Source organism: Fimbriimonas ginsengisoli Gsoil 348 (genome assembly GCF_000724625.1).
Taxonomy (GTDB): domain Bacteria; phylum Armatimonadota; class Fimbriimonadia; order Fimbriimonadales; family Fimbriimonadaceae; genus Fimbriimonas; species Fimbriimonas ginsengisoli.
The window spans coordinates 1,990,592-2,015,731 of sequence record NZ_CP007139.1 but is presented as its reverse complement, the minus strand read 5'-3'; the positions used below and the strand labels follow the sequence as shown (position 1 = coordinate 2,015,731).

The 25,140-nt window shown below is 61.1% G+C and carries 23 protein-coding genes; 14 read left to right on the top strand and 9 right to left on the bottom strand.

Going from position 1 to position 25,140, the window contains the following annotated elements:
- Positions 1–111 precede the first annotated feature (111 nt).
- Positions 112–1,140: a zinc-dependent alcohol dehydrogenase family protein gene (locus tag OP10G_RS09220; RefSeq protein WP_025226176.1), complete on the bottom strand. Its 1,029-nt coding sequence runs from the start codon at positions 1,138–1,140 to the stop codon at positions 112–114.
- Positions 1,141–1,191: 51 nt separating this feature from the next.
- On the opposite strand from OP10G_RS09220, the gene OP10G_RS09215 reads away from it, so the two are divergent.
- The 5 genes from OP10G_RS09215 (at position 1,192) to OP10G_RS09190 (ending at position 5,406) form a co-directional block, all read left to right on the top strand.
- A complete protein-coding gene (locus tag OP10G_RS09215) occupies positions 1,192–1,815 on the top strand; it encodes a hypothetical protein (RefSeq protein WP_025226177.1) in 624 nt (207 codons plus the stop codon).
- Positions 1,816–1,916: 101 nt separating this feature from the next.
- Positions 1,917–2,987, top strand: a complete 1,071-nt coding sequence (locus OP10G_RS09210; RefSeq protein WP_025226178.1) for a GNAT family N-acetyltransferase — start codon at positions 1,917–1,919, stop codon at positions 2,985–2,987.
- Positions 2,988–3,044: 57 nt separating this feature from the next.
- Positions 3,045–3,743 (top strand): glycosyltransferase family 2 protein, encoded by a 699-nt coding sequence (locus OP10G_RS09205; RefSeq protein WP_052547651.1) that lies wholly within the window; start codon positions 3,045–3,047, stop codon positions 3,741–3,743.
- Positions 3,744–4,372: 629 nt separating this feature from the next.
- Complete coding sequence (locus OP10G_RS09195; RefSeq protein WP_025226181.1) at positions 4,373–5,176, top strand: endonuclease/exonuclease/phosphatase family protein; 804 nt, start codon at positions 4,373–4,375, stop codon at positions 5,174–5,176.
- Positions 5,158–5,406, top strand: a complete 249-nt coding sequence (locus OP10G_RS09190; protein ID WP_025226182.1) for a hypothetical protein — start codon at positions 5,158–5,160, stop codon at positions 5,404–5,406. Before OP10G_RS09195 ends, OP10G_RS09190 begins: the two co-directional genes overlap by 19 nt.
- Here the strand turns inward: OP10G_RS09190 and OP10G_RS09185 are convergent.
- On the bottom strand, positions 5,403–6,443 hold the full coding sequence (locus OP10G_RS09185; RefSeq protein ID WP_158409188.1) for a hypothetical protein: 1,041 nt from the start codon (positions 6,441–6,443) through the stop codon (positions 5,403–5,405). The two genes, OP10G_RS09190 and OP10G_RS09185, sit on opposite strands and share 4 nt — an antisense overlap.
- 87 nt (positions 6,444–6,530) lie before the next feature.
- Between OP10G_RS09185 and OP10G_RS09180 the strand changes: the two genes are divergently transcribed.
- A complete protein-coding gene (locus OP10G_RS09180; protein ID WP_025226184.1) occupies positions 6,531–7,337 on the top strand; it encodes a sugar phosphate isomerase/epimerase family protein in 807 nt (268 codons plus the stop codon).
- 12 nt (positions 7,338–7,349) lie between these two features.
- On the opposite strand, the gene OP10G_RS09175 is transcribed toward OP10G_RS09180, so the two are convergent.
- A complete protein-coding gene (locus OP10G_RS09175; protein ID WP_025226185.1) occupies positions 7,350–9,194 on the bottom strand; it encodes a PEP/pyruvate-binding domain-containing protein in 1,845 nt (614 codons plus the stop codon).
- 108 nt (positions 9,195–9,302) lie between these two features.
- Here OP10G_RS09175 and OP10G_RS09170 point away from each other — a divergent pair, with 108 nt between their 5' ends.
- The 7 genes from OP10G_RS09170 (at position 9,303) to OP10G_RS26225 (ending at position 18,472) form a co-directional block, all read left to right on the top strand.
- On the top strand, positions 9,303–11,081 hold the full coding sequence (locus OP10G_RS09170; RefSeq protein ID WP_025226186.1) for an ABC transporter ATP-binding protein: 1,779 nt from the start codon (positions 9,303–9,305) through the stop codon (positions 11,079–11,081).
- Between the two features lie 214 nt (positions 11,082–11,295).
- Positions 11,296–11,697, top strand: coding sequence for a hypothetical protein (locus OP10G_RS09165; RefSeq protein WP_227625095.1), 402 nt, complete (start codon positions 11,296–11,298; stop codon positions 11,695–11,697).
- A gap of 76 nt (positions 11,698–11,773) precedes the next feature.
- Entirely contained in the window at positions 11,774–14,296 is a 2,523-nt protein-coding gene (locus tag OP10G_RS09160; RefSeq protein WP_025226188.1) for a glycoside hydrolase family 2 protein, read from the top strand.
- Between the two features lie 119 nt (positions 14,297–14,415).
- On the top strand, positions 14,416–15,522 hold the full coding sequence (locus OP10G_RS09155) for a potassium channel family protein (RefSeq protein ID WP_025226189.1): 1,107 nt from the start codon (positions 14,416–14,418) through the stop codon (positions 15,520–15,522).
- A 546-nt stretch (positions 15,523–16,068) separates the two neighbouring features.
- Positions 16,069–17,100, top strand: coding sequence for a dipeptide epimerase (locus OP10G_RS09145; protein ID WP_025226191.1), 1,032 nt, complete (start codon positions 16,069–16,071; stop codon positions 17,098–17,100).
- On the top strand, positions 17,093–18,121 hold the full coding sequence (locus OP10G_RS09140; protein ID WP_025226192.1) for an N-acetyltransferase DgcN family protein: 1,029 nt from the start codon (positions 17,093–17,095) through the stop codon (positions 18,119–18,121). The genes OP10G_RS09145 and OP10G_RS09140 overlap by 8 nt, the downstream gene beginning before the upstream one ends.
- Positions 18,122–18,151: 30 nt before the next feature.
- Positions 18,152–18,472, top strand: a complete 321-nt coding sequence (locus OP10G_RS26225) for a hypothetical protein (RefSeq protein ID WP_144241073.1) — start codon at positions 18,152–18,154, stop codon at positions 18,470–18,472.
- A gap of 16 nt (positions 18,473–18,488) precedes the next feature.
- Here the strand turns inward: OP10G_RS26225 and OP10G_RS09130 are convergent, their stop codons facing one another.
- The 3 genes from OP10G_RS09130 to OP10G_RS26220 all read right to left on the bottom strand — a co-directional run bounded on the left by OP10G_RS09130 (position 18,489) and on the right by OP10G_RS26220 (position 21,827).
- Positions 18,489–19,523 (bottom strand): quinone-dependent dihydroorotate dehydrogenase, encoded by a 1,035-nt coding sequence (locus tag OP10G_RS09130; RefSeq protein WP_025226194.1) that lies wholly within the window; start codon positions 19,521–19,523, stop codon positions 18,489–18,491.
- 61 nt (positions 19,524–19,584) lie between these two features.
- Entirely contained in the window at positions 19,585–20,688 is a 1,104-nt protein-coding gene (locus OP10G_RS09125) for a DegT/DnrJ/EryC1/StrS family aminotransferase (protein ID WP_025226195.1), read from the bottom strand.
- 56 nt (positions 20,689–20,744) lie between these two features.
- Positions 20,745–21,827, bottom strand: coding sequence for a WD40 repeat domain-containing protein (locus tag OP10G_RS26220; RefSeq protein WP_144241072.1), 1,083 nt, complete (start codon positions 21,825–21,827; stop codon positions 20,745–20,747).
- A gap of 119 nt (positions 21,828–21,946) precedes the next feature.
- Here OP10G_RS26220 and OP10G_RS09115 point away from each other — a divergent pair, with 119 nt between their 5' ends.
- On the top strand, positions 21,947–22,534 hold the full coding sequence (locus OP10G_RS09115) for a Maf family protein (protein WP_025226197.1): 588 nt from the start codon (positions 21,947–21,949) through the stop codon (positions 22,532–22,534).
- A 76-nt stretch (positions 22,535–22,610) separates the two neighbouring features.
- On the opposite strand, the gene OP10G_RS26750 is transcribed toward OP10G_RS09115, so the two are convergent.
- From OP10G_RS26750 to OP10G_RS09100, 3 genes are all read right to left on the bottom strand, one after another.
- On the bottom strand, positions 22,611–22,886 hold the full coding sequence (locus OP10G_RS26750; RefSeq protein ID WP_025226198.1) for a hypothetical protein: 276 nt from the start codon (positions 22,884–22,886) through the stop codon (positions 22,611–22,613).
- A 138-nt stretch (positions 22,887–23,024) separates the two neighbouring features.
- The gene (locus OP10G_RS09105) at positions 23,025–23,801 is read right to left on the bottom strand and encodes a hypothetical protein (RefSeq protein ID WP_025226199.1); all 777 of its coding nucleotides are present in this window, start codon (positions 23,799–23,801) and stop codon (positions 23,025–23,027) included.
- 5 nt (positions 23,802–23,806) lie between these two features.
- Positions 23,807–25,126, bottom strand: coding sequence for a dihydroorotase (locus OP10G_RS09100; RefSeq protein WP_025226200.1), 1,320 nt, complete (start codon positions 25,124–25,126; stop codon positions 23,807–23,809).
- Positions 25,127–25,140: the final 14 nt, after the last annotated feature.

The window sequence follows — 25,140 nt, the reverse complement described above, 5'->3', positions numbered from 1 at the left end:
CAGGAAGTGGCATCGCAATTAACATATCCAAGATAACACGCCTTCGCATAAATTCCAAGGAGCGTTGCGTACGGAGTTCGCCGCCGCACAGTTCCCGCAATTAACCAAAAACTACTTGGCTTCGGGCCCTTTTCTAGAAATCACGATTTTTCCAAAGTGCGATCCACTCTCCATATGTCGAAACGCGTCCGCCGCTTCTTCAAATTCGAACACCCGATCGATCACCGGCCGGATCTTGTTCTGCTCGATGGCGCGGTTCATCGCCTCGAATTGCAGCCGGGACCCGACATAGATGCCGGTCATGCGCGCGTTCTTCGAAAAGAGATACGGAAGCGGCATCTCCGGATTTGCCCCCGTGAGCACCCCGATCACCGCGATATTCCCTCCGTATGTTAGCGACCGTAACGACTTAGGTAGGGTATCGGCCCCGCCGACCTCAACCACCACATCCACCCCTCTCCCTCCCGTCCACTCGTAAGCCGCGCGGTCCCACTCGGGCTGCTCGCGATAGTTCACCGTAGCCTCCGCGCCCAGTTGCTTCGCCCGCTCCAACTTCTCATTACTAGAAGACGTGATCATCACTCGAGCGCCCGCCGCTTTGGCAATGCCGAGCGCCTGCATCGAAACGCCGCCCGTGCCTTGCAGGAGAACCGTCTGGCCCGGACGAAGAACCGCGGTGTCGATAAGCGCGTTCCAGGCGGTCACGCCCGCACAGGGCAGAGTTGCCGCCTCTAGGTCGCTAAGGCTCTCTGGCACGTGGACCAGCCCATGCTCCGGAAGCACGACTCGATCGGCGAGAACGCCGGGGACCCCCCCACCGAGCGCCGTTTTCGCCTTCACCGGCGTCAATGGTCCCTCGATCCAGTCACGAAAGAAGCAAGATGCGACCCGATCGCCGACCTTAAACCGGGTAACCGTCGATCCCACCTCGATCACATGTCCCACCCCATCCGAAAGCGGAATCAGCCCCGGCTGATAACGTCCTCCGTACGTCCCTTTCACCACCATCAGGTCTCGGTAATTGAGGGACCAAGCCCGCATTTCGACGCGCACTCCGTCCATACCCAATTCGGTTTCGGACGCCTCCTCTAATCGCAATTGATCGATGCCCGGAGCCTGGCCCAATACGTACCGCTGCATAACTCCGATCTACCGAGGGAGCGTAGCTCTCGTTTGCAACGTCGGTCATTTGTGTTCCTCCGCTCCTCTTGCCTCGTTGCCGGTCTCTTCCTCGCCGGATGCGCCGCCAAGACCGGCTCACCGCCGGTTGTCCAAGACTCCGAGGAGGTTCGATACTTCCTCGAACACAAAGAGCGGTGGGCGGTGAAGACCGGAGCCGACGCGGATGCCGGCAAAATCCCGTTGAGCGACGCAACCCCGACGACCGTCGAGCACCTTCGCTCCCTCGAACCGCCAGGGTTTATTCCCAAACATGGCGGCGACGCGGATCGGCGTTTCGATCCGGTGGAGACCACGCTGTACTCACTCGACGTGGACTTGGTCCGATACAAACTCGAGACGGACGACCAGGATTTTCACGTCGTGGTCCGAGATCACGACGGCTCGTCCGTGACGATGATCGTAGAGTTCGTCGATCCGACCTTCGTCTCCCACGCCAGCCCATTCCGCTCCATGATCACTGCGGCGCGCGCCAAATTCGATAGCATCTACCACCCGCGCACCAGTTGGGGCCGTAAACGAGGCCACCTTCGAATCACCGGCGTCGGATTCTTCGATTTCAAACACGGCCAGAGCGGAGTCGCCCCAAACGCCATCGAACTCCATCCCGTCCTAAGCTGCGAGATCCTCGAATAATCTCGCGCCAAAAACGCCCAACGCCCAACGCCCAACGGAGCGTCTCACTTCTCTCAGACCCTCGCCACGGCTCCCCGAGGCATGCCGTCTATACTTGTACGATGCTAAGGACGAGCCTCCGGACCGGAGCCGGAGCGTTTGGTGAGCTGCGAGAGTCCTGGCAGGATCTGGTTCGGAGCGCCCCCGCCGCAACCCCGTTTCAGACTTACGAATGGCTCTCAACCTGGTTCCGCCATCTCGGAGCGGGGCGCGAGCCGCGCTTCGTCACCGTGACGGAAGGCCAGGATCTGGTTGGGCTCATGCCGCTCGTCCGAAGTCAGGGACCGTGGCGAACGCTTCGCCCGATGGGGATCGGACCCTCCGACTACCTCCACCCGATCGCCCGTCACGATTACGAATCCGCGGTGTCCGCCGAGATCTTCGAGGCGGCCACGAATCAGCGCGACGTCGACCTCGTCGATCTTCACCAAGTGAGGGAAACGCAGGAACTGGCTCGAGTGGCCGAATCGGTTCCCATCGTCCAAGCGACCTGCCTCGTTCTCGACCTTCCCGACACGTACGACGCTTACCTGGGAACCCTTGGGAAGAGCCTCCGGTACGACGTAAGGAAGTTGGACAAAACCCTTTTCACATCCGGCCGAGCCCGCATCGAGACATTTGGGCCGGGGGAGACCGGCCGCGGCCTCGATGTCCTCTTCGACCTTCACCGAGCTCGCTGGCGGAAGCGCCGCTTGCCCGGCGCCTTCCTCGGTAAGACGGTCGACTTCCACCGGGAGTGGGCGACCAAAGCGGCGGAGAACGGTTGGCTCTGGCTCAGCGTGCTCCACGTCGACGACGAGGCGATCGGAGCCATCTACGCGATGACCGTCGGCGACACCGCTTACTACTACCAAGCCGGCTTCGATCCTGAGAAAGGCGCCGTCTCCCCCGGAACGCTCCTGGTCGCCTCGTCGATTCGCCGGGCGATCGAAGAGGGGAAGCGCCATTTCGACTTCATGCGGGGGGACGAAGGGTACAAACGGCGCTGGAAGCCGCAACGCGAGCTGCGCAATCTCCGTTTCATTCAGCCGGGCCCCGGGCCCCGCGCCCGACTTGGAGCCTCTTGGAACGAACTTGGAAGCCGTGTCGAAACCCGCGTCCGGGCGCGCCTGGAGGGCCGTGGACTTCTCTAACCTTGCAGGCTTGCCAGCTAGACAGCTTCGGACGCGATGCGTCACGATGATGGTTGGATGGGTGAGGGTCTCGTGAAGTCGGTCGCGGTGATCATCCCCGCGTTCAACGAGGAAGACCGGATCCTCTCTGTACTGCGGGCGGTGAAAGGGGCCAGGTTGCCGACCGAAATCATTGTCGTCAGCGACGGCAGCACCGACCGTACCGCCGCAGTCGCCCGCTCCGTGCCCGGCGTAACCGTCTTCGAGCTCCCTGGGAACCAGGGGAAGGGCGCCGCGATGGCGGCCGGCGTAAAGCTCACCTCGGCTCGCTATGTCGCCTTTGTAGATGCCGACCTCGGCGGTCTCACCCCGGCCCACGTCGACGGGATCATTCAGCCCTTGCTCGACCGCCGGTGCGATATGTGCGTCGGCATCTTTCGCGGCGGCAAGGTGTGGAGCGATGCCGCCCACACGTTCACTCCATACTTCAGCGGCCAGCGAGCGTTAAAGCGCGAGATCTTTGAGGCGATCCCGTACATCAGCGACCTTAGGTTGGGCATCGAATATGCCATCAACAACGAGGCCCGCCGCCGCCGTGCCCGAGTCCTTCGCGTCGTGCTTCCCGGCGTGAGCAATTGTCACAAGGAACAGAAGCTAGGTCTCGTAAAAGGCCTCGCCGCCCGCACCAAGATGTACAAAGAAATCGGCGAAGCCATGGTCAAAACCAGAAAACGCCGAAAGCGTCCACCCCGCATGCGGCCTCCCTGGCTGCACTAGCGACGACAGGTGGGAATTGACAATTGACTATTTTCGATTGACAATTGCCGGATCATGGACTCGCCCCTGCCGCGACGCGGCCCGGCGCAAACGACGATGAGAATGCCCACTCTAAAGGAGCTCCATAAACGGTTTCCAATGAGTCGCCTCGTCACCGTAGGCATTGCTATTGCGTCAGTGGGCTTGTTTTTCTGTATGGCATTGGGCATGGCAAACCCCAACGATCAGCCACCGCGGCTCGCCCCGATCTTTTTCGTAGTCATGTGGATTGGGGTTGCCGTCGCAACTCTCGGCATGGTGTTAATGCTGGTGAGCCAAGTGCGGACGTTCCTCACTAAGCCAAGTTCAAAGCGTTAGTCGCCGTGAGGGCATGCCTTCATGGGTATCCGCTGATGTTCTTGGGCAAATTAGGTTCACATCACCTAACGTTCGAAGATACGTCCAAACACCTATCGTGAGCCAGCCCCGAAGGGGCGGTATCTCAAAGCGAAGGGTGAGCGAAGCGAAACCCTGGTAAGAGCCCGAGAAACCTCCGAGCCCTGAAAGCGGCGACATCAGCCCAACAATACCGGGAGAAGGTTCAGTCACCTAGTGGACACGAGCCGCAACCCGCAATCTACAATTGTCGATTGTCCATTCTAAAAGTCATCTCGTACAACGTCCGCTGCGGCAACGCAAACGACGGACTCGATAGCTGGCCGCACCGGCGCGACCGGACGGTGGCGATGCTCCGGCAACTCGACTTCGACCTCGCTGGCCTTCAAGAACCGCTGGCGTTTCAGCTAGACGACATCCTAACCGCCCTCCCGGGGTATCGCCTGATCGGCGTCGGACGGGACGACGGTAAGCGAGACGGGGAGTATGCCGCGATCCTCTATCGAACCTCCCGCCTCCGGCCGATCGACTCCCGTACCTTCTGGTTTTCCGATACTCCGGACGTCCCCGGCTCCGCCACTTGGGGCAACGTTTGCGTCCGAATATGTACATGGTCCCGGTTTGAAGACCTAGTTAGGGGACACACGTTTACTCATTTCAACGTTCATGTGGACCATGAATCGCAACCCAGCCGGGAACGGAGTTCGCAGCTACTCTTGGAACGCTCCCGGGCTACGAGCGGTCCGGTGCTCATCACCGGCGATTTCAATGCCGACGAGGACAGCGCCTCGATTCAGATCCTGTTCGACGCCGGCTTCCGCGACACGTACCGCGTCATCCACCCGGATATCGCGGACGTCGGCACCTTTGGCGGATTCACCGACGTTTTCAACCCCGAAAAGATCGACTACATCTTGGTCGATGCTTCCGCCGACGTCCGGGACGCCGAAATCGTGAAGCAAAAGATTGACGGCCGGTGGCCCTCCGATCACGCCGTGATGACGGCTTCGATCAATTACGATATGATGGCTCCAACGCCATGCATGCCGTCTTCCTAATCCTCGGGGTAATCGCCATCGTGCTGAGCATCGTCTGCTCGATCATTGTGCTGATCGAAGCATTCAAAGACTCGATCCTTAAGGGAGTCTTATGCTTCGTCTGCGGATGCTACTTCCTTTACTATGCGCTGTTCGACTTTGAGCACGAGAACAAATGGCTGATCGTGATCGGCTCCCTCGGAGGCGGTTCGATCGCAAGCGGGCTCCTCAAGATGGGCGGCTACTACTAGTAAGGCCGGCCTTTCTCTACGTGGTAAACCGGCTCCAAAAGGTAGCCGCGCCCGGAACCGTTACCGCTTCCCTCGCAGACGATCTGCCCCGCATCGTTGATGTCGTGAGCTGCGCCAAGCCGAAAATCGCCCGGCGCATTCTCCACCAGACTCGCCAGGTCGAGAATGCCGGTTCCTTCCGTCCAGAAAAATGCGCGCGACTGTGCCCCGCTCCGCGTGGTCGATCGGCCGACGACCCAGCCGAAGCTGTTGACCGCCAACGCCGTACTGCTGCCGTCGCCGTTCAACGACCCGAGCACCGTCACAACGCCGTTCGTCCGCCAGTAGGCGGCGGTATCCGAATCTTGAGGGTCTCGTACCGTACCGACCACGTCGAGCGTCTCGCTGATGCCGATCGCCGCACTCTCCACGAAGCCCGGCGGGAGGTTCAACACCACCGTATCGCCCGTCGGCAACCAACGCACGGCCCGAGTCTTGCCGGCGAACAATGCGTCGCCGATGACATGCCCGGAACCGCTGATCGCCCGCGCTTCGGACATCAACGCCCCTTCGGGCAACGGCAAGATCAAATGGCTACCATCCCGCTCCCATACGGCGGCGCGAGGACTTCGACTCATCGGCGTATCTCCGACGACTCGGCCGGCGTTATTGACTCCGAACGCCCATCCGTTCGACTCGGGGCTCTCGCTAAGAAACGTTAAGCTGCCGGCGCGGTCCCACCGAAGCGGGTGGGTCGATCCTGCCACGTCCGCGCTGCCGACCACTTCGCCAACCCCGCTGATTCCGTGGGCGGTGGCGTTGGTGGTAGAAGGCGGCACGAGGAGGCTTTTCGCCTGGCGATCCTGAACCCCCCAGCGCACGGGCCGATTGCCGATCTCCTTGAGAAAGCTCGCGCCGACGCAATCCCCTTGGGCGTTAAGCGCCAGCGCCTTGCTCGAATCGTCGCCGGGAAGCGGCGGTAGCTCCACCAAGCGGAACCGCAGTGGAACGAGATCGGCGGCCGCACCGGCGGCGAGGAGGTCCTTGCTGTCAATCATGGGAGGAGAGCGCCCCAACAAGCGCCCGAAATGCGAGATTACCCAGCCATTCCGCATGCCTCTCGCTCGTTGCGGTATTTATGTGGGGTGCAAAATCCCGTCGCGGTTTCCTCGTGGGCGCTTCACCGGACGCTTGGCTTAAGCTTTCACGATTCACCTTCTACCGGACCGCGCGGGCAAGAACAGCACGCAGTTCCGCAAGTCGCGCTTCTCGATCTTCCCGCCGAGCTTGCGCGGCGCGGCTACCCAGCAATGCAGCTCTGCCACTTTCACCTGCCGACCCGGGACGACGCCTACTGCGCCGAATTCCGGGCCGCCCTCGACTCGTCTGGCGTGGAGCTGCACGCGCTGCTGATCGACGAAGGGGATATCACTCATCCCGACCACGGCGAGCGAGACGCCGAATGGATTGCGAGCTGGCTCCAAACCGCCGAGCAACTGGGCGCCAAGCACGCCCGGGTCATCGCCGGGAAGCAAACCGCGACCGCCGAAACGCTGGAACGTAGCATCGAGCGCCTAAAAATCCTCGTCAAGAGCTCGCCCGTTCGGATCGAAATCGAGAACTGGTTCCCCCTCACCGATATTCCCGAAGCCGTGCTAGAGATATTGGACCGGCTAGAAGGTCACGTCGGTCTCTGCGCCGACTGGGGCAACTGGCCGAGGCCGCGCAAGTACACCGACCTCCCAAAAATCGTTTCCCGCGCGGAGACTTGCCACGCGAAGCTGGAGTTCCTTTCTCCGGCCCAACTCGATTTGGAGGATTCGCTCCTCTGTCTGGCCATGACTAAGATCGTCGGCTTTTCCGGCGCCTACGTCTTGGTGAACGGCGGTCCCGGTGAATCGGAATGGGACGCCCTTGAGATTCAGCGGAAGTTTCTTGCGAGCGGTCCGTAAACGGCGGCCGACTTAGCTTCGCGCGTAAGGGCGCGACTGGAGGATGAAGATCTTCTCCCCCACTACCGCCCACTCGATGTCCTGGGGTTTGTTGCCGAAGATTCGCTGAAGCGCTAGGCTCGCCGTCGCGAGACGGCGAACAAGTGAGTCGCTGAGTACCGCCCTTTGAGGAGCCGTCGGAACTTCCATCACTCCTCCCTTCGGATCGAAGGCGAGCAAACTGTCTTCGTCCGATCGGGTGAGAACCAACACCGCGTTGCTTCCGACATGAAAGACGATCTGCTCGGGCACCTTCTTTCCGTCCACCACCCGGATTCCAAGGCCTCGCTTGGCACTGATATAGACGGCCCCTTCATCTCCCGCATCGAATGGATTTGCCGTGATCGTAACGCCCGATGATTCCGACGGCACCCCCTCTTGGATAAGGACCGCCATCGCGACCCTTCGATGATCGATACCCGCTCGCTCGCGGGCGAGGTACGCGTCGTCATTCCAAACGGAGCTCCAAACGGTTCGAACCGCGGCCAGCAACGCATCGGGACCTTTCACGTTTGGCACCGTTGAATAGAGCCCCGCGCCGCTAAAGTTGGGGAGATCCTCCGAGTTAGTGGAGCTTCGAACGAACACGCCCTTGTCACCAAACTCGCTCTTAGCTCGGGCCAAGATCTCCCTCGCTAAATCGCCCGGAATGGAACCGGCGCAAAAGCTCTCCCGAAGCGCCTTGAGCCGAGCCCGCCGGAGGGTTCCGTTCTCCGTCGCGTCGTTCATAGCCTCCCGAATCTTCTCGTCCAAGTGGTTCGCATGCACGAATCGTTCGTAAGCCGAGAAGGGGAGCGTGAACCCGTTTGGCACCGTCACCCCAGCTAAACCGGCATGCATCACCTCCCCTAGATTTGCGGACTTGGCGCCGTAGGCCACGGAATCTGCCGCGGTCTGCTGGGACAGAGAGGCTAATTTGGTGACCGAGATGTCGAGCTTCGGCGATGAGAGCCGCCGTTGTTTAGCCTTGGCCGCCTCCCATACGGAAATCTGCTCTGGCTCCGCCAGATGAAGGTGAAACTCGCCCGGCTCCGTTCGGTACGCCACGAGTTTTCCTTCGAGGTGTTTGAACAAGTCGAGCGCACCGACGATGGTGGCACTTGGAATCTTCCACCCTCTGGCGAGCAATCCGAGGTGGCTCAGCGGCGTGGTAGGTTGAGCAAAGATAAGGCCCGCGACCGGCGGCGCTCCCGCCGGGGTATCGGCCAGGACAACGATATCTTCTGGTCCCGCGTCGGCCACTTCCTCCGATTTGTTGACGATTCGGAGGCGGCCGATGCCGAAGCCCAAGTTCAGAGGTTGATATTTCTGGCTCCGCATGATCTCGCGAACGAGCACTCGAGGAATCCCAAGGGAATTCGAAACCTCTTCCTGCCGAACCGAATTCGGCTTAAACGATACGGAGGCGAAGAAGGTGTCTTTAACGATGCGGTGAGTGAGACGGAGAAGATCCGGCGTAATCTGGTCGCCATCCCAGAACTCGTACGTCCACTGCTTCACCGGAGATTGATACGCCAACCAGCCGAGCACGAAACGGCGATTCTCCTTGAGAGTATTGTTTGCGAAAAAGGTCTGTTCCGACTCCAAAGAGAGATAGAGGTGGTTGGCAAATTCCCGGTGGTGGCGGTCGTTGCGGGAGTCGATGTAATAGATTCTGTTCCCCTGCCGACGATCGATCATGAACCGCACGTGGGCCATGCGGTACGGCACGTCGGTCACTCCCGCAAGCTTGTCGAACTCACCCTTTGACGCGATCTTGGGGCTCCAGGTCCAACTCCCGGCTTGACTGAGCAGCACCAGCGCGATGGGCGTAAGCACCCTCTTACGGTATCCGAACCTGCGCCTTTACGAATAACTCACTGGGGGTATTCGGTCTTGAGTCGTCAATTCGCCATACTTGAGCGTAGGAACCTCCGAAAACCCGCGATGCGACGTTCCCCTACTACGACCTCGACCCATGACGAAGACCTGAAGCGAAAGGTCTCTTGGGCTTCCATCATCCGGCTGGTCGGATTGGCGTTGCCGCATCGGAAGCTTCTGACCTTCGCCGGCGTACTCGCCCTTTTAGGCACCGCCCTGCAACTCGTGTTGCCGCTCATGATTCGGGAGACCGTCAACCGGGTCACTCAATCGAAGAGCGTCGGCGAGCTCGACCGCGATGCCCTCCTATTCCTCGGCATCATCCTGCTCGGATCGGCGTTCGGGTACGTCCAGTTCATCCTCTCTTCCCTCGCCGGGAACCGGATTGTGATGGACCTGCGGCTGCGACTCTTCTCGCACCTGCAACGGTTGCCGGTCACCTTCTTCGACAAGACGCGGTCCGGCGACCTCACCTCCCACCTCTCGAACGACGTCACGCAGCTTCAAGCGACGCTTACGGACGACCTCGTCCGCCTCGCCGGCCAACTCATTCTCCTGTTCGGCGGGATCGGGATCGCGGTCTGGATGAACTGGCGACTCACCGTCGTCATCGTCACCGTGCTCGTCTTCGTGATGGCGTTCTTCGTAACCACCGGAAGGGCGCTGCGAAAGATCAATCGCGAGGCGCTCGATTCGCTGGCGGAGGCGATGGGCTCGATGACGGAGGCGCTCGCGAACATACGCCTGGTGAAAGCGTTCGCTCGGGAACCGTATGAAGACGAGCAAGCCCGCCGCCGCCTGGGACACACCTTCCGTCTCCAGATGCGCGGCTCCAAGTGGGAGGCGATGATGGCCACCGTGGGCGCGGCCGGATTCACCTTGATGCTCATCGGATGCATGTGGTACGGAGCTCGCGGGGTGCTGAGCGGCACCTTCCAAGTCGGCGACGTCATCGGCTTCCTAGTGATGCTCGCGTTCATCACGCAACCGATGGCGACGCTCGCCGCCCTATACACTCGCCTCCAGCGGGCAACCGGCGCCGCGGACCGGCTCTTTGCGATCCTCGACGAGGGGGCCGAAGAGGTCGACTCGGTGGGGGCGGTTCCATTTCCGCATGGGCCGGGCGAGGTGGTTTTCAACCAAATCGAGTTCCAGTACGTTGCCGACACCCCGGTTTTGACCGGCCTGAGCCTGGTCGCCCCGGCTGGGAAGGTCACCGCCATCGTCGGCCCGAGCGGAGCCGGCAAGACGACCCTGGCATCGCTGGTGTACCGGTTCTACGAGCCCCAGAGTGGCGAAATTCTTATTGACGGCGTACCGATCCGCAACATGCAGCGCGGATCGGTACGCGAGCATATCGGCATCGTGCCCCAAGAGCCGATCCTGTTCAACGGCACCCTAAGGGAGAACATCCGTTACGGGCGACTCGACGCCACCGACGCGGAAGTCGAGGCCGCCGCTCGCAGCGCGAACGTCGAGGAGTTCGTCCTCGGCTTTCCAACCGGCTACGAGACGATGATCGGCGAACGCGGCATCACTCTGTCCGGCGGTCAGCGCCAACGCGTCGCGATCGCCCGGGCGTTGCTTAAGGACCCCAAGATTCTCATCCTCGACGAAGCGACGTCGGCGCTCGACACGAAGTCCGAATCGCTCGTTCGAGAGGCGTTAGACCGCCTGATGGACGGCCGAACCACCCTCGTCATCGCCCACCGTCTCTCCACCGTCGTCAACGCCGACCAAATCGCCGTCGTCGCCGACGGCCGAGTCGCCGAAATGGGCACCCACGAAGAGCTCCTCCGCCAAGGCGGCCGCTACGCCGAACTCTACGAATTCGTCGGGGCGTAAGTCCTCGCATTTTGGGACTGCGCGAAGCTCTTCGCGCTTTTCCCCGGCGCGGAGCGCCGTCCTTAACGCTACTCTATAAGTCATGCAAAATTGGCCCCATTCGCCTTCTCATGAGGTGAACCACCCTGGCGCATACATCGTGACGGCCTCAACCCTTCACAAGCAAAAACTTTTCGACTCGGAACAGAAACTTGATCTGCTTGAAAATACGCTGTTGGAAACCCTGCATGCCATGGGGTGGCAGGTCCAAGCCTGGGCCGTCTTTTCAAACCACTATCACTTCGTCGGATTCTCTCCGGACGAAGGGCTCCAACGGGAGGAGCTAACGCAGAGAATCCACCGCAATAGCGCCCGTGCGGTCAATGCTCTCGATGGAGTGCAAGGCCGCCAGGTTTGGTACCGCTGCTGGGACACTCGTTTGACATACGAGAAAAGCTATCTCGCCCGCCTCGCCTACGTGCATTCCAATCCGGTTAAGCATGGCCTCGTTGCCGATGCATCGACTTACCGCTGGTGCAGCGCCAGGTGGTTTAGAGAAAATACAGAGGATCCGTTCTTTCGAACGGTGATGAGTTTCAAAACCGATAACATCTCGATTTACGACGACTTTGATTGACGGCGCTCCGCGCCGGGGAAAAGCGCGAAGAGCTTCGCGCACTCCCAAATGGAGGAAGCAAGTATCCTCCTCCCAGATGCAGACGACGTACTTGCACTCCGGTTGGGAGTTCATCGAGCGGGGGGCGGAGGGGCGGAGCGTGGGGACAGTGAAGCCGGAGTGGCTGCCGGCGCAGGTGCCGGGGCATGTCCACCTCGACCTCGTCGCTAATGGCGTGATCGCCGATCCGTTCGTCCGGATGAACGAGCTGGGGTGCCAGTGGGTGGACCTCGCCGACTGGGTCTACCGAACCTCCTTCGAATGGGAACCACAGGAGGATTTCCCGAAACGCGTCCTCCGATTCGAGGGACTCGATACCGTCTGCTCGATCTACCTGAACGACGAGAAACTCACCGAGCACGACAACATGTTCGTGCCGCTCGAGCTCGACGTCACCGGCAAACTCAAGGAAGGCCGAAACGACCTGCGCGTCGAATTCGAGTCCGCGGTACGGGTCGGAAACAAGCGGAAGAAGGAGTATTTCGCCGAGCAGAACCTCGGAGAGAACGTCGACCGTTTGGACGATCGTTCGTTCATTCGAAAGGCCCAATACATGTTCGGCTGGGACTGGGGTCCCCGTCTTGTCTCTTGCGGGATCTGGCGTCCAGTTAGCCTGCTAGAATTCGCGGGCCGGATCGTCGACGTCCATGCCAAAGTCTCCAAGAAAGACGGAGACATCTACGTCATCGACGTGAGTTCGGAAATTGAAGGAGAGGGGGCTGTCATCCACTGCCTGGCCGGCATCGGCTGCCATGTCGGCGATGGCTCGTTCGTACTCAAGAGCCCACTCCTGTGGAGTCCGGACCAGCCTTACAGCCTCACTCTAACCAGCGGCCTGATGCCCGCGGACGCCGACCTCATGCCATTCCAGGTCGACCTCGACGAAGCCGAGGACGACGAAGAGCGATTGGAAGCCGGCGTCATTCAAGCCGGGCTTCTAAGCGAAGACGCCATGGACGTTTGGGAGACCAACGTCGGCGTTTGCGAGATCAAGCTGAAGCAAGAACCGGACGTGTACGGCGAGTCGTTCGAATTCGAAGTGAACGGCCAACCCATCTGGGCGCGCGGCGCCAACTGGATCCCCGATCATTCGTTCCCCTCCGTAGTCGACGCCGCCCGCCTGAGAGACCGGCTCGAAAAGGCGGTCGACATGGGGTTCAACATGCTTCGCGTCTGGGGCGGTGGGCTCTACGAGACCGACGAATTCTACGACCTCTGCGACGAGCTCGGGATCCTCGTTTGGCAGGATTTTGCCTTCGGCTGCGCCTACTATCCCGACACCGGAGCTTGGAAAGACGTGATCGCCCGCGAGGCCGAGGTCAACATCAAGCGAATCCGCAACCATCCGAGCCTCGCGCTCTGGTGCGGCAACAACGAGAACCACGAGATGTTCTTCAACCAGTGGGGCGGCCCCGCCGTCCAGCCACCACGCTACTACGGCAGCAACCTGTACGACGAGGTTCTGCCCGCCGCGGTGGAAGCGTTCGACAAGGGGCGCAGCTACATCGCGTCCTCCCCCATCGGTACTCCGCCCGACGAGTCCGTGGTCGACGCCAAGCGCCGGGGACCGAACGCCGACGGCTACGGTGACCAGCACAACTGGGACGTGTGGCACGGCCGCGGCGACTGGAAGTATTACGCTGACTCCAAGGGCCGCTTCAGCAGCGAATACGGATTCGCCTCCTCCTGCAGCGCCTCGGTGTGGGCCAAGACCCTAGACGAGACGGACTGGGATCCTCACTCGCCCGTCGTCAAGTGGCACGACAAGACGGCCAAAGGTCATGACACCTTCCACGGTTACGTGGAGCTGCACTATCCGAAGAGCGAAACGCTGGAAGACTGGGTCTACTACAGCCAGCTCAACCAGCGCGACGCCCTACGCCTCGGCGTGGAGCACTATCGCCGCTCGCCGTTTTGCCGTGGTTCCCTGATCTGGCAGCTTAACGACTGCTGGCCGGTCCAAAGCTGGGCGATCATGGATTGCGACGGCAACTACAAGGCGCTCGGCTACGAGCTCCGGCGCTTGTACGCGGACTGGATGCTCTCCCTCGAACGACAGAACGCCACGGTACGCCTTCACGCCTGCAACGACAGCATCTTCCCCTGGGAGTTCGGCGTTGCCATCGAGGCTTACAACACGCTCAGCGGCGAGCTTATCGAAGTCTGGGCCGGCGAAGCTGGGTTGGAGCCCGACTCGCGCGGAGTCGTTTTGGAGGTCGACCTCACCGGGCTCAACGTCAGCGAGACGATCCTCGTCGCCTCCGCCACCGATACCGCCCCGACCTGGATGCTGCTCGGCGAGCCGAAGAACATGCGGCTAGCGCCCCCTGCGCTGCTAACCGTTTCCACTCACTCCGCCGGCGTGCTCCGAATCGCCACCACCGCTCCGGTCTTCGACCTCATGCTGACGTCGGACGGCGACCCCTCCCCATTTCGGGATAACTTCATCACCTCCTTCGACGAAGTCATCGAAGTCCGTTGCGACAAACTCCCCGAGTCGATCGAAGCCCGCTCCCTCGCCGGCCACCACCGTATCAAAACGACGAGGTCGCCGGTGTAAGTTCGGCGGTTAGCAGTTGGCAGTTAGCGGTTAGCAGTGGGGTTAAAGTAAGGTGCCACTAAGGTTTTGCCAGTCCCATCCGCCCCTGCTGCTAACCGCTAACCGCTAACACTGGAAACATGTTCCTCGCTACCCTAATCGGTGTTCTCTGCGTGCTCGTCGTGCTCGTCGACGCCTTCGAGACGATCATATTGCCGCGCACGGTGATGCGGCGGCTGAGGATGTCGAACGTCTTCTTCGACGTCGCCGGCAACATCTACCGGTACATCGGGCGGATGAGAGACTGCCAGCGGAAAAAGATGTTGCTGGTGGCCTTCGCACCGCTTACCCTCCTCGGATTGATCTCACTTTGGGCCGCGCTCATCATCCTCGGATGGGCTCTAATTTATTGGAGCTTGGGCATCCACTTCAGCGGTCCCACGATGACCCCGATGAGCGGGCTCTACCTCAGTGGTGTCACCTTCTTCACCCTCGGCTACGGTGATATCGTCCCTACCGACGTGATCGGGCGCGGTCTCGCGGTCTTGGAGGCCGGAGTTGGGTTCGGCTTCCTGGCCTTGGTGATCGGTTACGTCCCGGTGCTCTACACCGGATTCTCCCGGCGCGAAGTGCAAATGCTCCGGCTCGACAGTAAGGCTGGCTCAGATCCGATGGGAGCCGAAATCCTTCACCGCTACTCAGAGGCGGACTGCATGGACAAACTGCCCGAGCTGCTGAAAGATTGGGAGCGGTTCGGCGCCGAGTCGCTGGAGAGCTATCTCTCCTATCCTCTGCTCGCCTACTACCGTTCTCAACACGATGACCAGTCTTGGCTCAAATCGCTCACCGCAATCCTCGACGCCTGCGCATTGATCGAAATGGGATTCGAAGACGAAGCGCCTTGGATCAAAGAGGTCCGCTTTGAAGCGCGCTCCACGTTCGCGATGGGCCGACACGTTATCGTCGACCTCGCCTACATCCTCGACGTCCCGCCTACCGCCGGTGAGCTGACGCGCCTAAGCCCCGAGGGACTTGCGCAGATCCGGGCGAGGCTGGATGCCGACGGGCTTCGTCTGCGCCGCGGACCCGAAGCCGATCGGCATCTGACCGAGATTCGTCGCATCTACGAGCCGTACGTTCAAGGACTTGCCCAGGCGCTGATCTTAGACCTGCCCCAGTGGTGCGACCCGGTCGAACACGTCGACAACTGGCAAACCAGCGCCTGGGAAGGCGCCGCCCACTTCTAGGTTCGCCGGAAGGGGCAAAGGTCCTGAACCCGTCACCCGTGGCAGGACCTTCTTCCCGAACCGATGCGTCACGCTAGGGGACCTGCCGATTTCGGTGTTGTATGCAATTCATCACGCTCCGAATCGACCGAAGTCGAACCATCGGCGGGACGCCGACGCTACGGATTCGGAGCAAGGAAACAAACCCATGAAGGAACTCAATCACAAAGCGGTGGGCGGCTTCCCAATCTCGCAACTGCTCGCCCTCGCCGCCATCTTCGCCCTCCTCATCGCGATCGTCGCCCCCATTTTCTCCAAGGCGTAGCACGTCAATCCTAATAGCAGACGTTTTTCTACTATTCTGCGATATAATGGAAGGGATGCGTTAATAGCCAGTCCGACACTTTACGGGCCCAAGGCATTGAGCCGGAAAAGTAAAATCGGCGGAACGAACCCAGAATTGAACCTAACGAGGATAAAACGAACCCAGGTTCACGAATTCCGACATGCCCGGCGGGTTGATTGGTCGGCTTCCTAAAAGCTCTTGGAAGGTAGCCTTGCTGCGACATGCGTGCCGCGTTTGAGATTCGAGAGCTGGTGAAGCTCTACCCCTTGATGATCAGCCGGGGGTTGATGACCTCGTCAGACAACCTGTTCGTTACCGTAACCGATGGAACCCACACCGGGATCGGCGAGCTCTCGCCGGCAACCGGATCGGCATGGACGGCCGAGCGCGGCCAAGCCCAGCTCGAAGCGTTCACCGCCGGCGGCATCGCCACAAACCCGCACGACAACTACGCGGCGATGCGCGAGGCGAACATCGATCCGCCCGCGATGGCGGCGTTGGACACGGCGCTCTGGGACCTGCTGGCAAAGCAAGCGGGGATGCCGCTCTACCGGCTTCTCGGCCTGCCCAAACGGGGCGTGCCGACCAGCGTCACCATCGGCATCAACCCTCCGGAAGTCACTCGCGAACGCGTGCCCGAGATCCTTCGCAGCACTGGAGCGAAGTGCCTCAAGATCAAGCTCGGTTCTCCCCAGGGGCGGGAGCACGATAAAGCGCATTTCCTTGCCGCCGCGGAAGCGGCGGCGCCGTTCCAAGCCAAGTTGAGGGTGGACGCAAACGGCGGCTGGACCGTCGCGGAGGCGATCGCGATGATCCAATGGCTCGCCGAGCAAGGTGTCGACTACGTCGAACAGCCTCTGGCCGAAGGACAAGAAGCCGGTTTACCGGAGGTTTTCGCAAGCCGCCCGATCCCAATCTTCGTCGACGAATCGATACGGTTTTCGGAGGACGTGCCGAAGATCGCCGACCGGGCCGACGGGGTCAACCTGAAGCTGATGAAGTGCGGGGGGATTACCGAGGCGGTCCGCATCGTCGCCGCCGCGAGAGCGCACGGGCTCAAGACGATGATCGGTTGCATGAGCGAGTCGAGTGTGGCGATCGCCGCCGGCGCCGCCATCGGCGCGTTGTTCGACTACATCGACCTCGACAGCCACCTGAACCTGAACCCCGACCCCGCCGGTGGAGCGAGCATCGTCGACGGGGTTATCGTTCCGAGCGACGCCCCCGGGCATGGAGCGTTCCTGAATGCTTGAGCGCGACCAGCCGCTGGCGATCTACATGGAAGGGAACGCGATCGGCTTCCCGGCCAAGATGGGTCACGGCGTGATTCGATACTCGCCTAATCCGATCGCCTGCGTCATCGACTCGACCCGGGCGGGGCAGGAGATGCGCACGCTCGCCAGCCTCCCCCGGGCGGTCCCGATCGTCTCCAGCGTCGGCGAAGCGCGCGCCTTGGGCGCCGAAGTGTTGGTCCTCGGGACCGCACCGGGCGGCGGGCTCGTACCGCCCGAGTGGTATCCCGCGATCGATGAGGCCGTGGCCGTCGGAATGAGCGTGCTGAACGGACTCCACGACCGGCTCGCCCCCCGGTACCCGAATCTTGCCCCGGGGCAGTGGATTTGGGATGTCCGAGTCGAACCGCCCGGCCTCCAACCAGCGGAAGGACGAGCCCGCTTCCTTACCAACCGCCGTTTGCTCATGATCGGAACCGACATGGCGGTTGGAAAGATGACGTCGGGTCTGGAGATCCATCGCGTTGCGCGCCAACGCGGCATCAAAGCTGAATTTGTGGCGACGGGGCAGATCGGCATCACCGTTACGGGACGGGGCATCCCGCTGGACGCCATCCGCCTTGACTTCGCGGGCGGCGCGGTGGAGGCGGAGGTCCTCCGGTATGCCGACGCCGAGCTGGTCGTCATCGAAGGCCAGGGCTCGCTAATCCACCCTGCGAGCTCCGCGAACTTGCCGCTGCTGCGCGGGGCCTTCCCGACCCACCTCGTCCTTTGCCATCGAGCAGGGCAGAAAAGCTTGAGGCGCTCGGAAGAGCTCATCATTCCACCCCTTCGCGAAGTTATTCAGTTGTATGAATTGGTCGGCGAGGCGTGTGGCGTCTTCCCGCGGCCGAAGACGGTGGCGGTCGCTTTAAACACCTTCGAGACGACCGCGACTGAGGCGGACGAAGCGTGCCGGGCGATAGAGGGAGAACTCGGAATTCCATGCGTCGATCCGGTCCGCCACGGAGCCGATCGCCTGGTCGACGCCGTCATGGCCTAGATCGTCTGCAAACTGGGTTATCCTAAGCGCATGAAGATCGTGATTGCATCGCTGATGCTGGCGACTTGTGGCTTGGCCTCCGCAAATTCCGGCTGCACGGGCGCGGCCGACTGCAAGGCTTGCAAGACCTGTAAGAGCTGCAAGCACTGCCACAAAGAGGGCGGAACGTGCGGAGCGATGCACTCGTCCACCCGCTTTCTCGCCCCACCGGTGCGCGTTCCCGGAGTTCCGGCTATCCCCAAGGCGCCGGCGTTCCATTGGCCCAAGTACAAAGAGCCGAAGCCGTTCAAAATGCCAAAGCTCCCCAAGCCCCCGCGATTCCCCGCTGCCCCGAAGCACAAATGGGGGTAGCTCTGAGCCGGATTGGCTAGAGCAAGCTTCCTCTGACTTCGCCCAGCCTCTTCACCCCTTCGCGATCCATAAGAGTAACCAGTTGCTCCAAAACGGACGGGATCATTTGCGGGCCGCCGTAGATCCAGCCGGTATAGAGCTGGCATAGGTGGGCGCCAAGGCGGATCTTCTCGTATAAGTCCTCGGCGGTGAGGATGCCGCCGACCCCGATGAGGGTCATTTCCTTGGGCGCGTTTCGGGCCAGGTGGGCCAATACGAGATTCGACTTCGCGCGGACCGGCGCTCCCGACAGCCCCCCGGTTTCCCCTGGATCACGCGCGATCATGTCACGGGAGATCGTCGTATTGGTCGCGATGAGCCCGGTTAGGCCTGCTTCCACGGCGACTTCGAGCACCTCGTCGAGCGCCGAGAGCTCTAGATCGGGCGCAACCTTGACGAACATCGGACGAGTGGCGTCGACCTCGCGGAGGGAGGCCAATATCTCGGTAAGCGCGGAGCGCTCCTGCAGGCTGCGCAGCCCGGGAGTATTCGGTGAGGAGACGTTCACCACGAAGTAGGCGCCGAACCGGTGGAGGAGTCGGAACGAAGCTTGGTAATCCTTGGCCGCATCCTCCAAGGGGGTGACCTTCGACTTGCCCAAGTTTATTCCGACCGGGATCGAGGGTCGCGCCGCCCCCAACCGGGTCGCCAGCGCCTCCGCCCCTTCGTTGTTAAACCCTAGCCGATTAATCAGCCCCTGGGCTTCTGGAACCCGAAACATGCGCGGCCGAGGGTTTCCCGGCTGGGCGTGATAAGTAATCGTTCCGCACTCCACGAATCCAAAGCCGAGCCGGTGCCACTGCTCGAGGGCCACCGCGTTCTTGTCGAACCCCGCCGCCAATCCAAGCGGGTTTGGAAAGTGAACGCCGAAAAGATCCTGTTCGAGTCTCGAGTCGGCAAACGGCTTCGCCCGGATCAGCCCCCGCCTAAGCATCCCCATCGCCATCTCATGCACCCGCTCCGGATCCATCCGAAAAGCAAGCGGCCGCAAGACGGACTTATAGAGACTCATTAACCAAGCGTACCGAAACCCCCTACGGACCGCAGAGCTGGAGCTCTGCGGTCCGTAAGAGTTATGCGAAGAAATCTACGACCGAGCGGGCGACATGCTCCACCTGCTCGTCCGTCAGGTGAGGGTGGATCGGCAGGTTCAGGACTTCTCGGGAGATGCGCTCGGTTTCCGGAAGCGAGCCTTCGCCGCCGCCGAACCGGGCGTAGGGAGCATGGAAGTGGAGCGGGACCGGGTAGTAGATCATCGAGTCGACTTGCCGTTCTCTCAGGAACGGCATCAGCTCGTTTCGGCGGGGCGTCGTCACCGCGAACTGGTGCCAGGTGTGGTTATTTCCCGGCTGGATCGAGGGGAGAGGTAGATCCAACCCGGACAGGCGATCGAGATAAATGGCGGCAATCTCGGCCCGGCGCTCGTTCCAAGCCGCCATCCGCTGGAGCTTTACCCGCAGCACCGCGGCTTGGATCTCGTCCATTCGCGACGTATAGCCAACGTAGTCGTAGTAGTACCGCTCCCGACCCATGCCATGGATCCGGATCGCGCGCGCCCGCGCGGCGTACTCGTCATCGTTGGTAACGATCATTCCCGCGTCGCCGGCGGCGCCGAGGTTTTTGGTGACGTAAAAGCTAAATCCGGCGGCAACGCCGAAGTTACCGGAGGGGGTTCCCTCATAGGTGCAACCGATGGCCTGGGCGGCGTCCTCGAGCACAACCAAGCTATTTCGCTCCGCCGCGGCGGTTACCCCGCGGACATCACAGAGCTGCCCGAACAGGTGGATCGGAAGGATCGCCTTGGTCCTCTCGGTGACCGCCGCGTCGATCAGAGAGGTGTCGATCATGAACGTCGACGGGTCGACATCGACGAAGACCGGCGTCGCCCCGGTCTGCACGATCGTCTCGGTGCTCGCGACAAACGTAAAAGCAGTGGTGATCACTTCGTCGCCGGGACCGATCCCTTGGGCATCCATCATGATCCGGAGCGCGTCCGTTCCCGAGTTCAGCGCGATGCCGTGCTTGCATCCGTGGAGCTCCGCAATTTCCCGCTCCAGGGCGTTGTGATGGGGGCCCAGGGCATACACACCGCTGGAAATCACCTCGTGGACGACCTTGTCCAAAGGCGCGGCCAATTCGTCGTATTGGGCCTTGATATCGTAGAACGGGACTCTCATGGACGCTCCGGGACGACCTGATTTTGGCCGATCCCGGAGCGTCGATGCTGAAGAGCTCAGTTTAGGCGCAAGACCTGGGCTCCGCTCGTGTACGCAACCGAGATCGACTGGCCGTTTCTGGCCCAGCGAATGTCGTTCGGGCAGCCCCAGTCCCATTGCGGCTCCAGTCTCTTCTTACTCGAACCCATCGTAGGGCTATGGGCGACCTCGACGAAGCCGCCATTGCGGATCGACGTCGTCGCCGTAACGACCCTCATGCGCACCTGGCTCAAGAAAGAGTTTTCCTTCTCCTTCAGTGCCCTGTTCTTCGGGTCACTTACCCGACTCCGCTGGACGGCTAGCAGTTGATCCAGGATTCCTGGGGGGCTCAGATCTTCGAAGCCCGCGAACGCGAGACGGTCGCCATCGGGCGAGATCGAGAAGGCAGTGGGGCAGAAATACCTCTTCCCACCCAGCAAGTTGGCGATATCCGGCGTTTCCCTGAGCGTGCTGATCGCCCCGGTCTTGAGATCGTACGATCTCAAGATGCTCTTCTCATGCGGTAAGTCCGAGCCTCCACCTTCCGTCGTTTCCATCCAGACCAAACTTCGCGAATTACCCGTCAGCGCACTCACACTTGCTAATTGAGTGGGAATGGTCTTCGTTGCCCCACCGTGCCAGTAGGCTACGCTGCCCGAGTATTTGAGCGCGAGGCTGCCGTCGTCGAACCAAACGAGGTCGAGTGGCCGGGGAATATCCATTCCTCGAACGACGATTCGTTTGCCGACGTTCAGGACAGAGGCTCGTCCCGGAGCCCTCCAACCCAGCAACTCCGACGAGTCCGGGCGCCAAGCATAGGGTGGTTCCAATGCCGTCGACAGCGTCGTGCTTTGTCCCGTCCTTGGATCGATCAGGACGGTCTTGGACTTCGTAGCGTGTACCGCTACGAAGCGGCCATTCGGCGAATAGCGAGGCGAGTCATATGCCCCTTTTAGAACGAGACGGCTCTTGCCGCCATCCGCCGGACCTATCGTAACCCCTTTATCTGTCACGACGGCCACGGACCGTCCGTCCGGGGAGACATCGGCCTGGTAAGACCTGCAACCGGTCATCCCGGCGCAAAGCGCCAGGCCGGCGAGGATTGTCAACAAGCTTTTCATCTCGGCACCTCCGATGCGAGATAGTTGGGCGGCTCTTGTTCCGCCAATCTCATTGAACACCGGTTTCCGCAAGAACGTTGCCGATCTTTTTGGGAGTCTTCAGGCCGTAAACTCGCCGGGTGAATCTTCCGTATCCGGTCGTCCTTGCCAGCGGCTCGCCGAGGCGTCGTGAGCTACTCTCGCAACTCGTCAAGGAGTTTGAGGTGGTCGTGTCGGATGTCGACGAGTCTGTTCTTCCCGAGGAAAGCGCCGGCGATTTGGCGGAGCGGCTGGCGGGGGAAAAGGCCAGGGCCGTTTCACTTTTGCGGCCGGGGGCGCTGGTGATCGGGGGCGATACGGTGGTCACCCTTCCCGGCCCGGAGCGGCAAATCCTTAATAAGCCGAACGACGTGGAAGAGGCGGTCGACATGCTTCGCCGGCTTTCCGGCCGGGCACACCAGGTGATCACGGGTGTGTCCGTGGTTTGGGCGTACGGAGCGGTAGCGTTTCAAGCCACCACCGAGGTGGAGTTCCGGAAGCTGACGGATGAGGAAATCCACGCTTACGTAGCGACCGGAGAGCCGATGGACAAAGCGGGCGCCTATGCGATTCAGGGAGGGGCCGGCCGCTTCGTCCAAGCGGTGGAAGGTTCCATGAGCAACGTAATTGGCCTCCCGATCGAGGCGCTCGAAGATGTGCTCCGGAACGTATTTGGCGCAGGGGAGTAGGCGCTCATAAAAACGTCGCCGTCCCAGTGGCGGGACGGCGACGGGCGGGGTGCCTAATCGACGATAAGGGGCGGAACTACTTAGCCGCGGGCTTCCCCATCTTCTTCATGCCCTTCTTCATCATATGGCCCTTCATCATCATGTGGCCTTTCGTCATCTTGTGACCCTTCATCATGTGGTGGCCTTTCATCATGTGGTGGCCTTTCATCATCATGTGGCCCTTCATCATCTTGTGACCCTGCATCTTAGCGGCAGGCTTGGCCATGGGCTTCATGTCGTGCTTCTTGTCCTGTGCGAAAGCGGCGGAAAGAGCGAGGGCGGAAACTGCGAGCAATGCGAGAGCCTTATTCATCGGTGAAACACTTCCTGTCTTCTGGAACCGCATTCGTGATGCCGTTCCCATCATTCGGAATTCTACCGACACTTGCCGAACGATCCAAGGGGTCCTAGGCAAAAAACCGAACAATTCCCTTAAAAAGAGGGCTCAGACCTATATGTTGGTCCGCCGGGAAAATCCTTCGACCATGGCGTCGCTCTTCTCCAGCGCCTTCATCGCGGCATCGTGGCGGCCGCCCGCATCGTAAAGCGCGGATGCGACCCGCCAGGCGGCTGCCACATGATGGGCGCGGGCGGCGAGAAAGAGTTTGCCCGCTTCGGTTCCCTTATCGACAAGGGTGCGCATATGGATGGCGATCGCGTCTTCGATCAATTTGGCGAGCTCGACCTCGTGTCCTTTCGGCTCGTGGACGGCTGGCACGATCTCTAAATAGACCCCCAGAAGAATTGGGGCCGACTGAACGGGGGATGCGTCGAAAACGGTTCTTGCCGTCTTGATTGCCTCCTCCGTGCGTCCCTGTTCGGCGATCGCTCGGGCCAGCCGAAGCGTGTCGTTGACCCTCCGATCCTCGTTCTTGGTTGATACGGCGTACTTAACCGCCGTCCGTAAGACCTTCTCCGCCTCCGGCCACCGCTTTCCATCGCGTAACACCTCGCCGAACTCCCAGGCCTGCGCCGGGGCTACGTTGCTGGGATCCACGGACTCCAATAGCTCGTTGGCCGCCTTGGTGACTAAGTCCCGGTATTCGCGATCGGTCAGCTCGCGGCGGGCATGCCGATTGGCCAAGGACTCCGTGACGGAGGCGAGGTTACGCCTCATCACCTGAGGGGAGAGCATTCCCACGTCCTTAGGGTCGTTCGGATTCGGCAGCGTGCCGGTTCGGCACCCGTAGAGGACGAACAGAACTGACAGGGCGAGGATCGATCTCACGCAGGTTAGCCGATGGAGTAGCGCGTGTCCGAAAAGAGCGCGTCCCGGTAAATCTCGCTGCCGCTGAACGTCAGCATCGTCTTGCCTCGCAACGCCATCCCATGGAACGGGGTGTTCTTGCTCTTGCTGAAGGTGCGGCTGCGGTCGAAGATCCATTCGCATTCAGGATCGATAACACAAACTTGAGCCACTGGAGTTTCCCCCGGGCGAAGAGTCCCGGCGTCCAAGCGGAGAATCTGCGCCGGACGGGTGCTCAGCTTACGTATCGTTTCTAGCGGAGAAAGAATTCCCTTGTGGGTGAGATAGGTGAGCGTGACCCCCACCGCCGACTCCAGTTGAGCCGATCCAAACGGGGCCTCCTCGAAAGGTACGTCGACTTCGTGCGAAGCGTGCGGCGAGTGATCGCTCGCGATGCAGTCGATCGTTCCGTCGTTGAGCCCCTGTAGAAGGAGATCGATATCGATCGCCGTTCGGAGCGGGGGTTGAATCTTAAAGCGGGTGTCGAATTCGCCGACGTTCTCATCGATGAAGACGAAATGCATCGGGCAAATCTCGCAGGTAACCGGCGCGCCAAGATACTTTGCTTGCCGCACCATTTCGACTGCGCCCCACGTGGAGACACGCATGATATGGATCTGGCATCCGGTATGAAGCGCCAATAGGCAGTTCCTCATCACCGCGATCTCCTCGGCGGAGCGAGGCATTCCCTGCAGCCCGAGCATGGCGCTCATCGCTCCCTCGTTCATGCTGCCGCCCTTCGTTAGGGTGGCATCTTCGCAGTGGACCATGATCGGCAAATCGAGCTGCCGGCAGTACTCCATCGCCTGAGTCATGATCAGCGAGCTTTGGGTGGGAAATCCTTCGTCGCTGGTGGCCACGATTCCGGCCCGCTTCATCGCGGCGAGATCCGTAAGCTCCTCCCCTTTCATTCCCTTCGTCAGCGCGCCGACCGGAGCTACGAACACGCCGCCGGCTTCGGGAGACGCGGCTCGATCGAGAATGAAATCGATGAGGCTCGGCGTGTCTAGGGGCGGCCGGGTATTCGGCATGCAGCAAATCGTCGTATATCCACCGGCGGCGGCGGCCTGGGTTCCGGAGACGATCGTTTCCTTGTGTTCGTCGCCCGGTTCCCTCAAGTGCACGTGAGGATCGACGAGGCCCGGCGTGACCCAGAGGCCGGTGCAGTCGTAGGTCTCGTCGACGTCGCTTTCGTCGATCTGTTCTCCTAAATCGACGATCTGGTCGTCCTCGATAAGCAGGCTCCCGATGAGGTCGAGTTCCTGCGAGGGATCGAGCAAGCGGCCGTTCTTGAGGAGGGTGCGCATCTCTTGAGCGAGTA

Coding starts and splice junctions, on each gene's coding strand:
- OP10G_RS09220 (WP_025226176.1), bottom strand. CDS start 1,140: ATGCAGCGGTACGTATTGGGCCAGGCTCCGGGCATCGATCAATTGCGA.
- OP10G_RS09210 (WP_025226178.1), top strand. CDS start 1,917: ATGCTAAGGACGAGCCTCCGGACCGGAGCCGGAGCGTTTGGTGAGCTG.
- OP10G_RS09205 (WP_052547651.1), top strand. CDS start 3,045: ATGGGTGAGGGTCTCGTGAAGTCGGTCGCGGTGATCATCCCCGCGTTC.
- OP10G_RS09190 (WP_025226182.1), top strand. CDS start 5,158: ATGCATGCCGTCTTCCTAATCCTCGGGGTAATCGCCATCGTGCTGAGC.
- OP10G_RS09185 (WP_158409188.1), bottom strand. CDS start 6,443: ATGATTGACAGCAAGGACCTCCTCGCCGCCGGTGCGGCCGCCGATCTC.
- OP10G_RS09170 (WP_025226186.1), top strand. CDS start 9,303: ATGCGACGTTCCCCTACTACGACCTCGACCCATGACGAAGACCTGAAG.
- OP10G_RS09160 (WP_025226188.1), top strand. CDS start 11,774: ATGCAGACGACGTACTTGCACTCCGGTTGGGAGTTCATCGAGCGGGGG.
- OP10G_RS09155 (WP_025226189.1), top strand. CDS start 14,416: ATGTTCCTCGCTACCCTAATCGGTGTTCTCTGCGTGCTCGTCGTGCTC.
- OP10G_RS09145 (WP_025226191.1), top strand. CDS start 16,069: ATGCGTGCCGCGTTTGAGATTCGAGAGCTGGTGAAGCTCTACCCCTTG.
- OP10G_RS09140 (WP_025226192.1), top strand. CDS start 17,093: ATGCTTGAGCGCGACCAGCCGCTGGCGATCTACATGGAAGGGAACGCG.
- OP10G_RS26225 (WP_144241073.1), top strand. CDS start 18,152: ATGAAGATCGTGATTGCATCGCTGATGCTGGCGACTTGTGGCTTGGCC.
- OP10G_RS09130 (WP_025226194.1), bottom strand. CDS start 19,523: ATGAGTCTCTATAAGTCCGTCTTGCGGCCGCTTGCTTTTCGGATGGAT.
- OP10G_RS09125 (WP_025226195.1), bottom strand. CDS start 20,688: ATGAGAGTCCCGTTCTACGATATCAAGGCCCAATACGACGAATTGGCC.
- OP10G_RS26220 (WP_144241072.1), bottom strand. CDS start 21,827: ATGAAAAGCTTGTTGACAATCCTCGCCGGCCTGGCGCTTTGCGCCGGG.
- OP10G_RS26750 (WP_025226198.1), bottom strand. CDS start 22,886: ATGAATAAGGCTCTCGCATTGCTCGCAGTTTCCGCCCTCGCTCTTTCC.
- OP10G_RS09100 (WP_025226200.1), bottom strand. CDS start 25,126: ATGCGCACCCTCCTCAAGAACGGCCGCTTGCTCGATCCCTCGCAGGAA.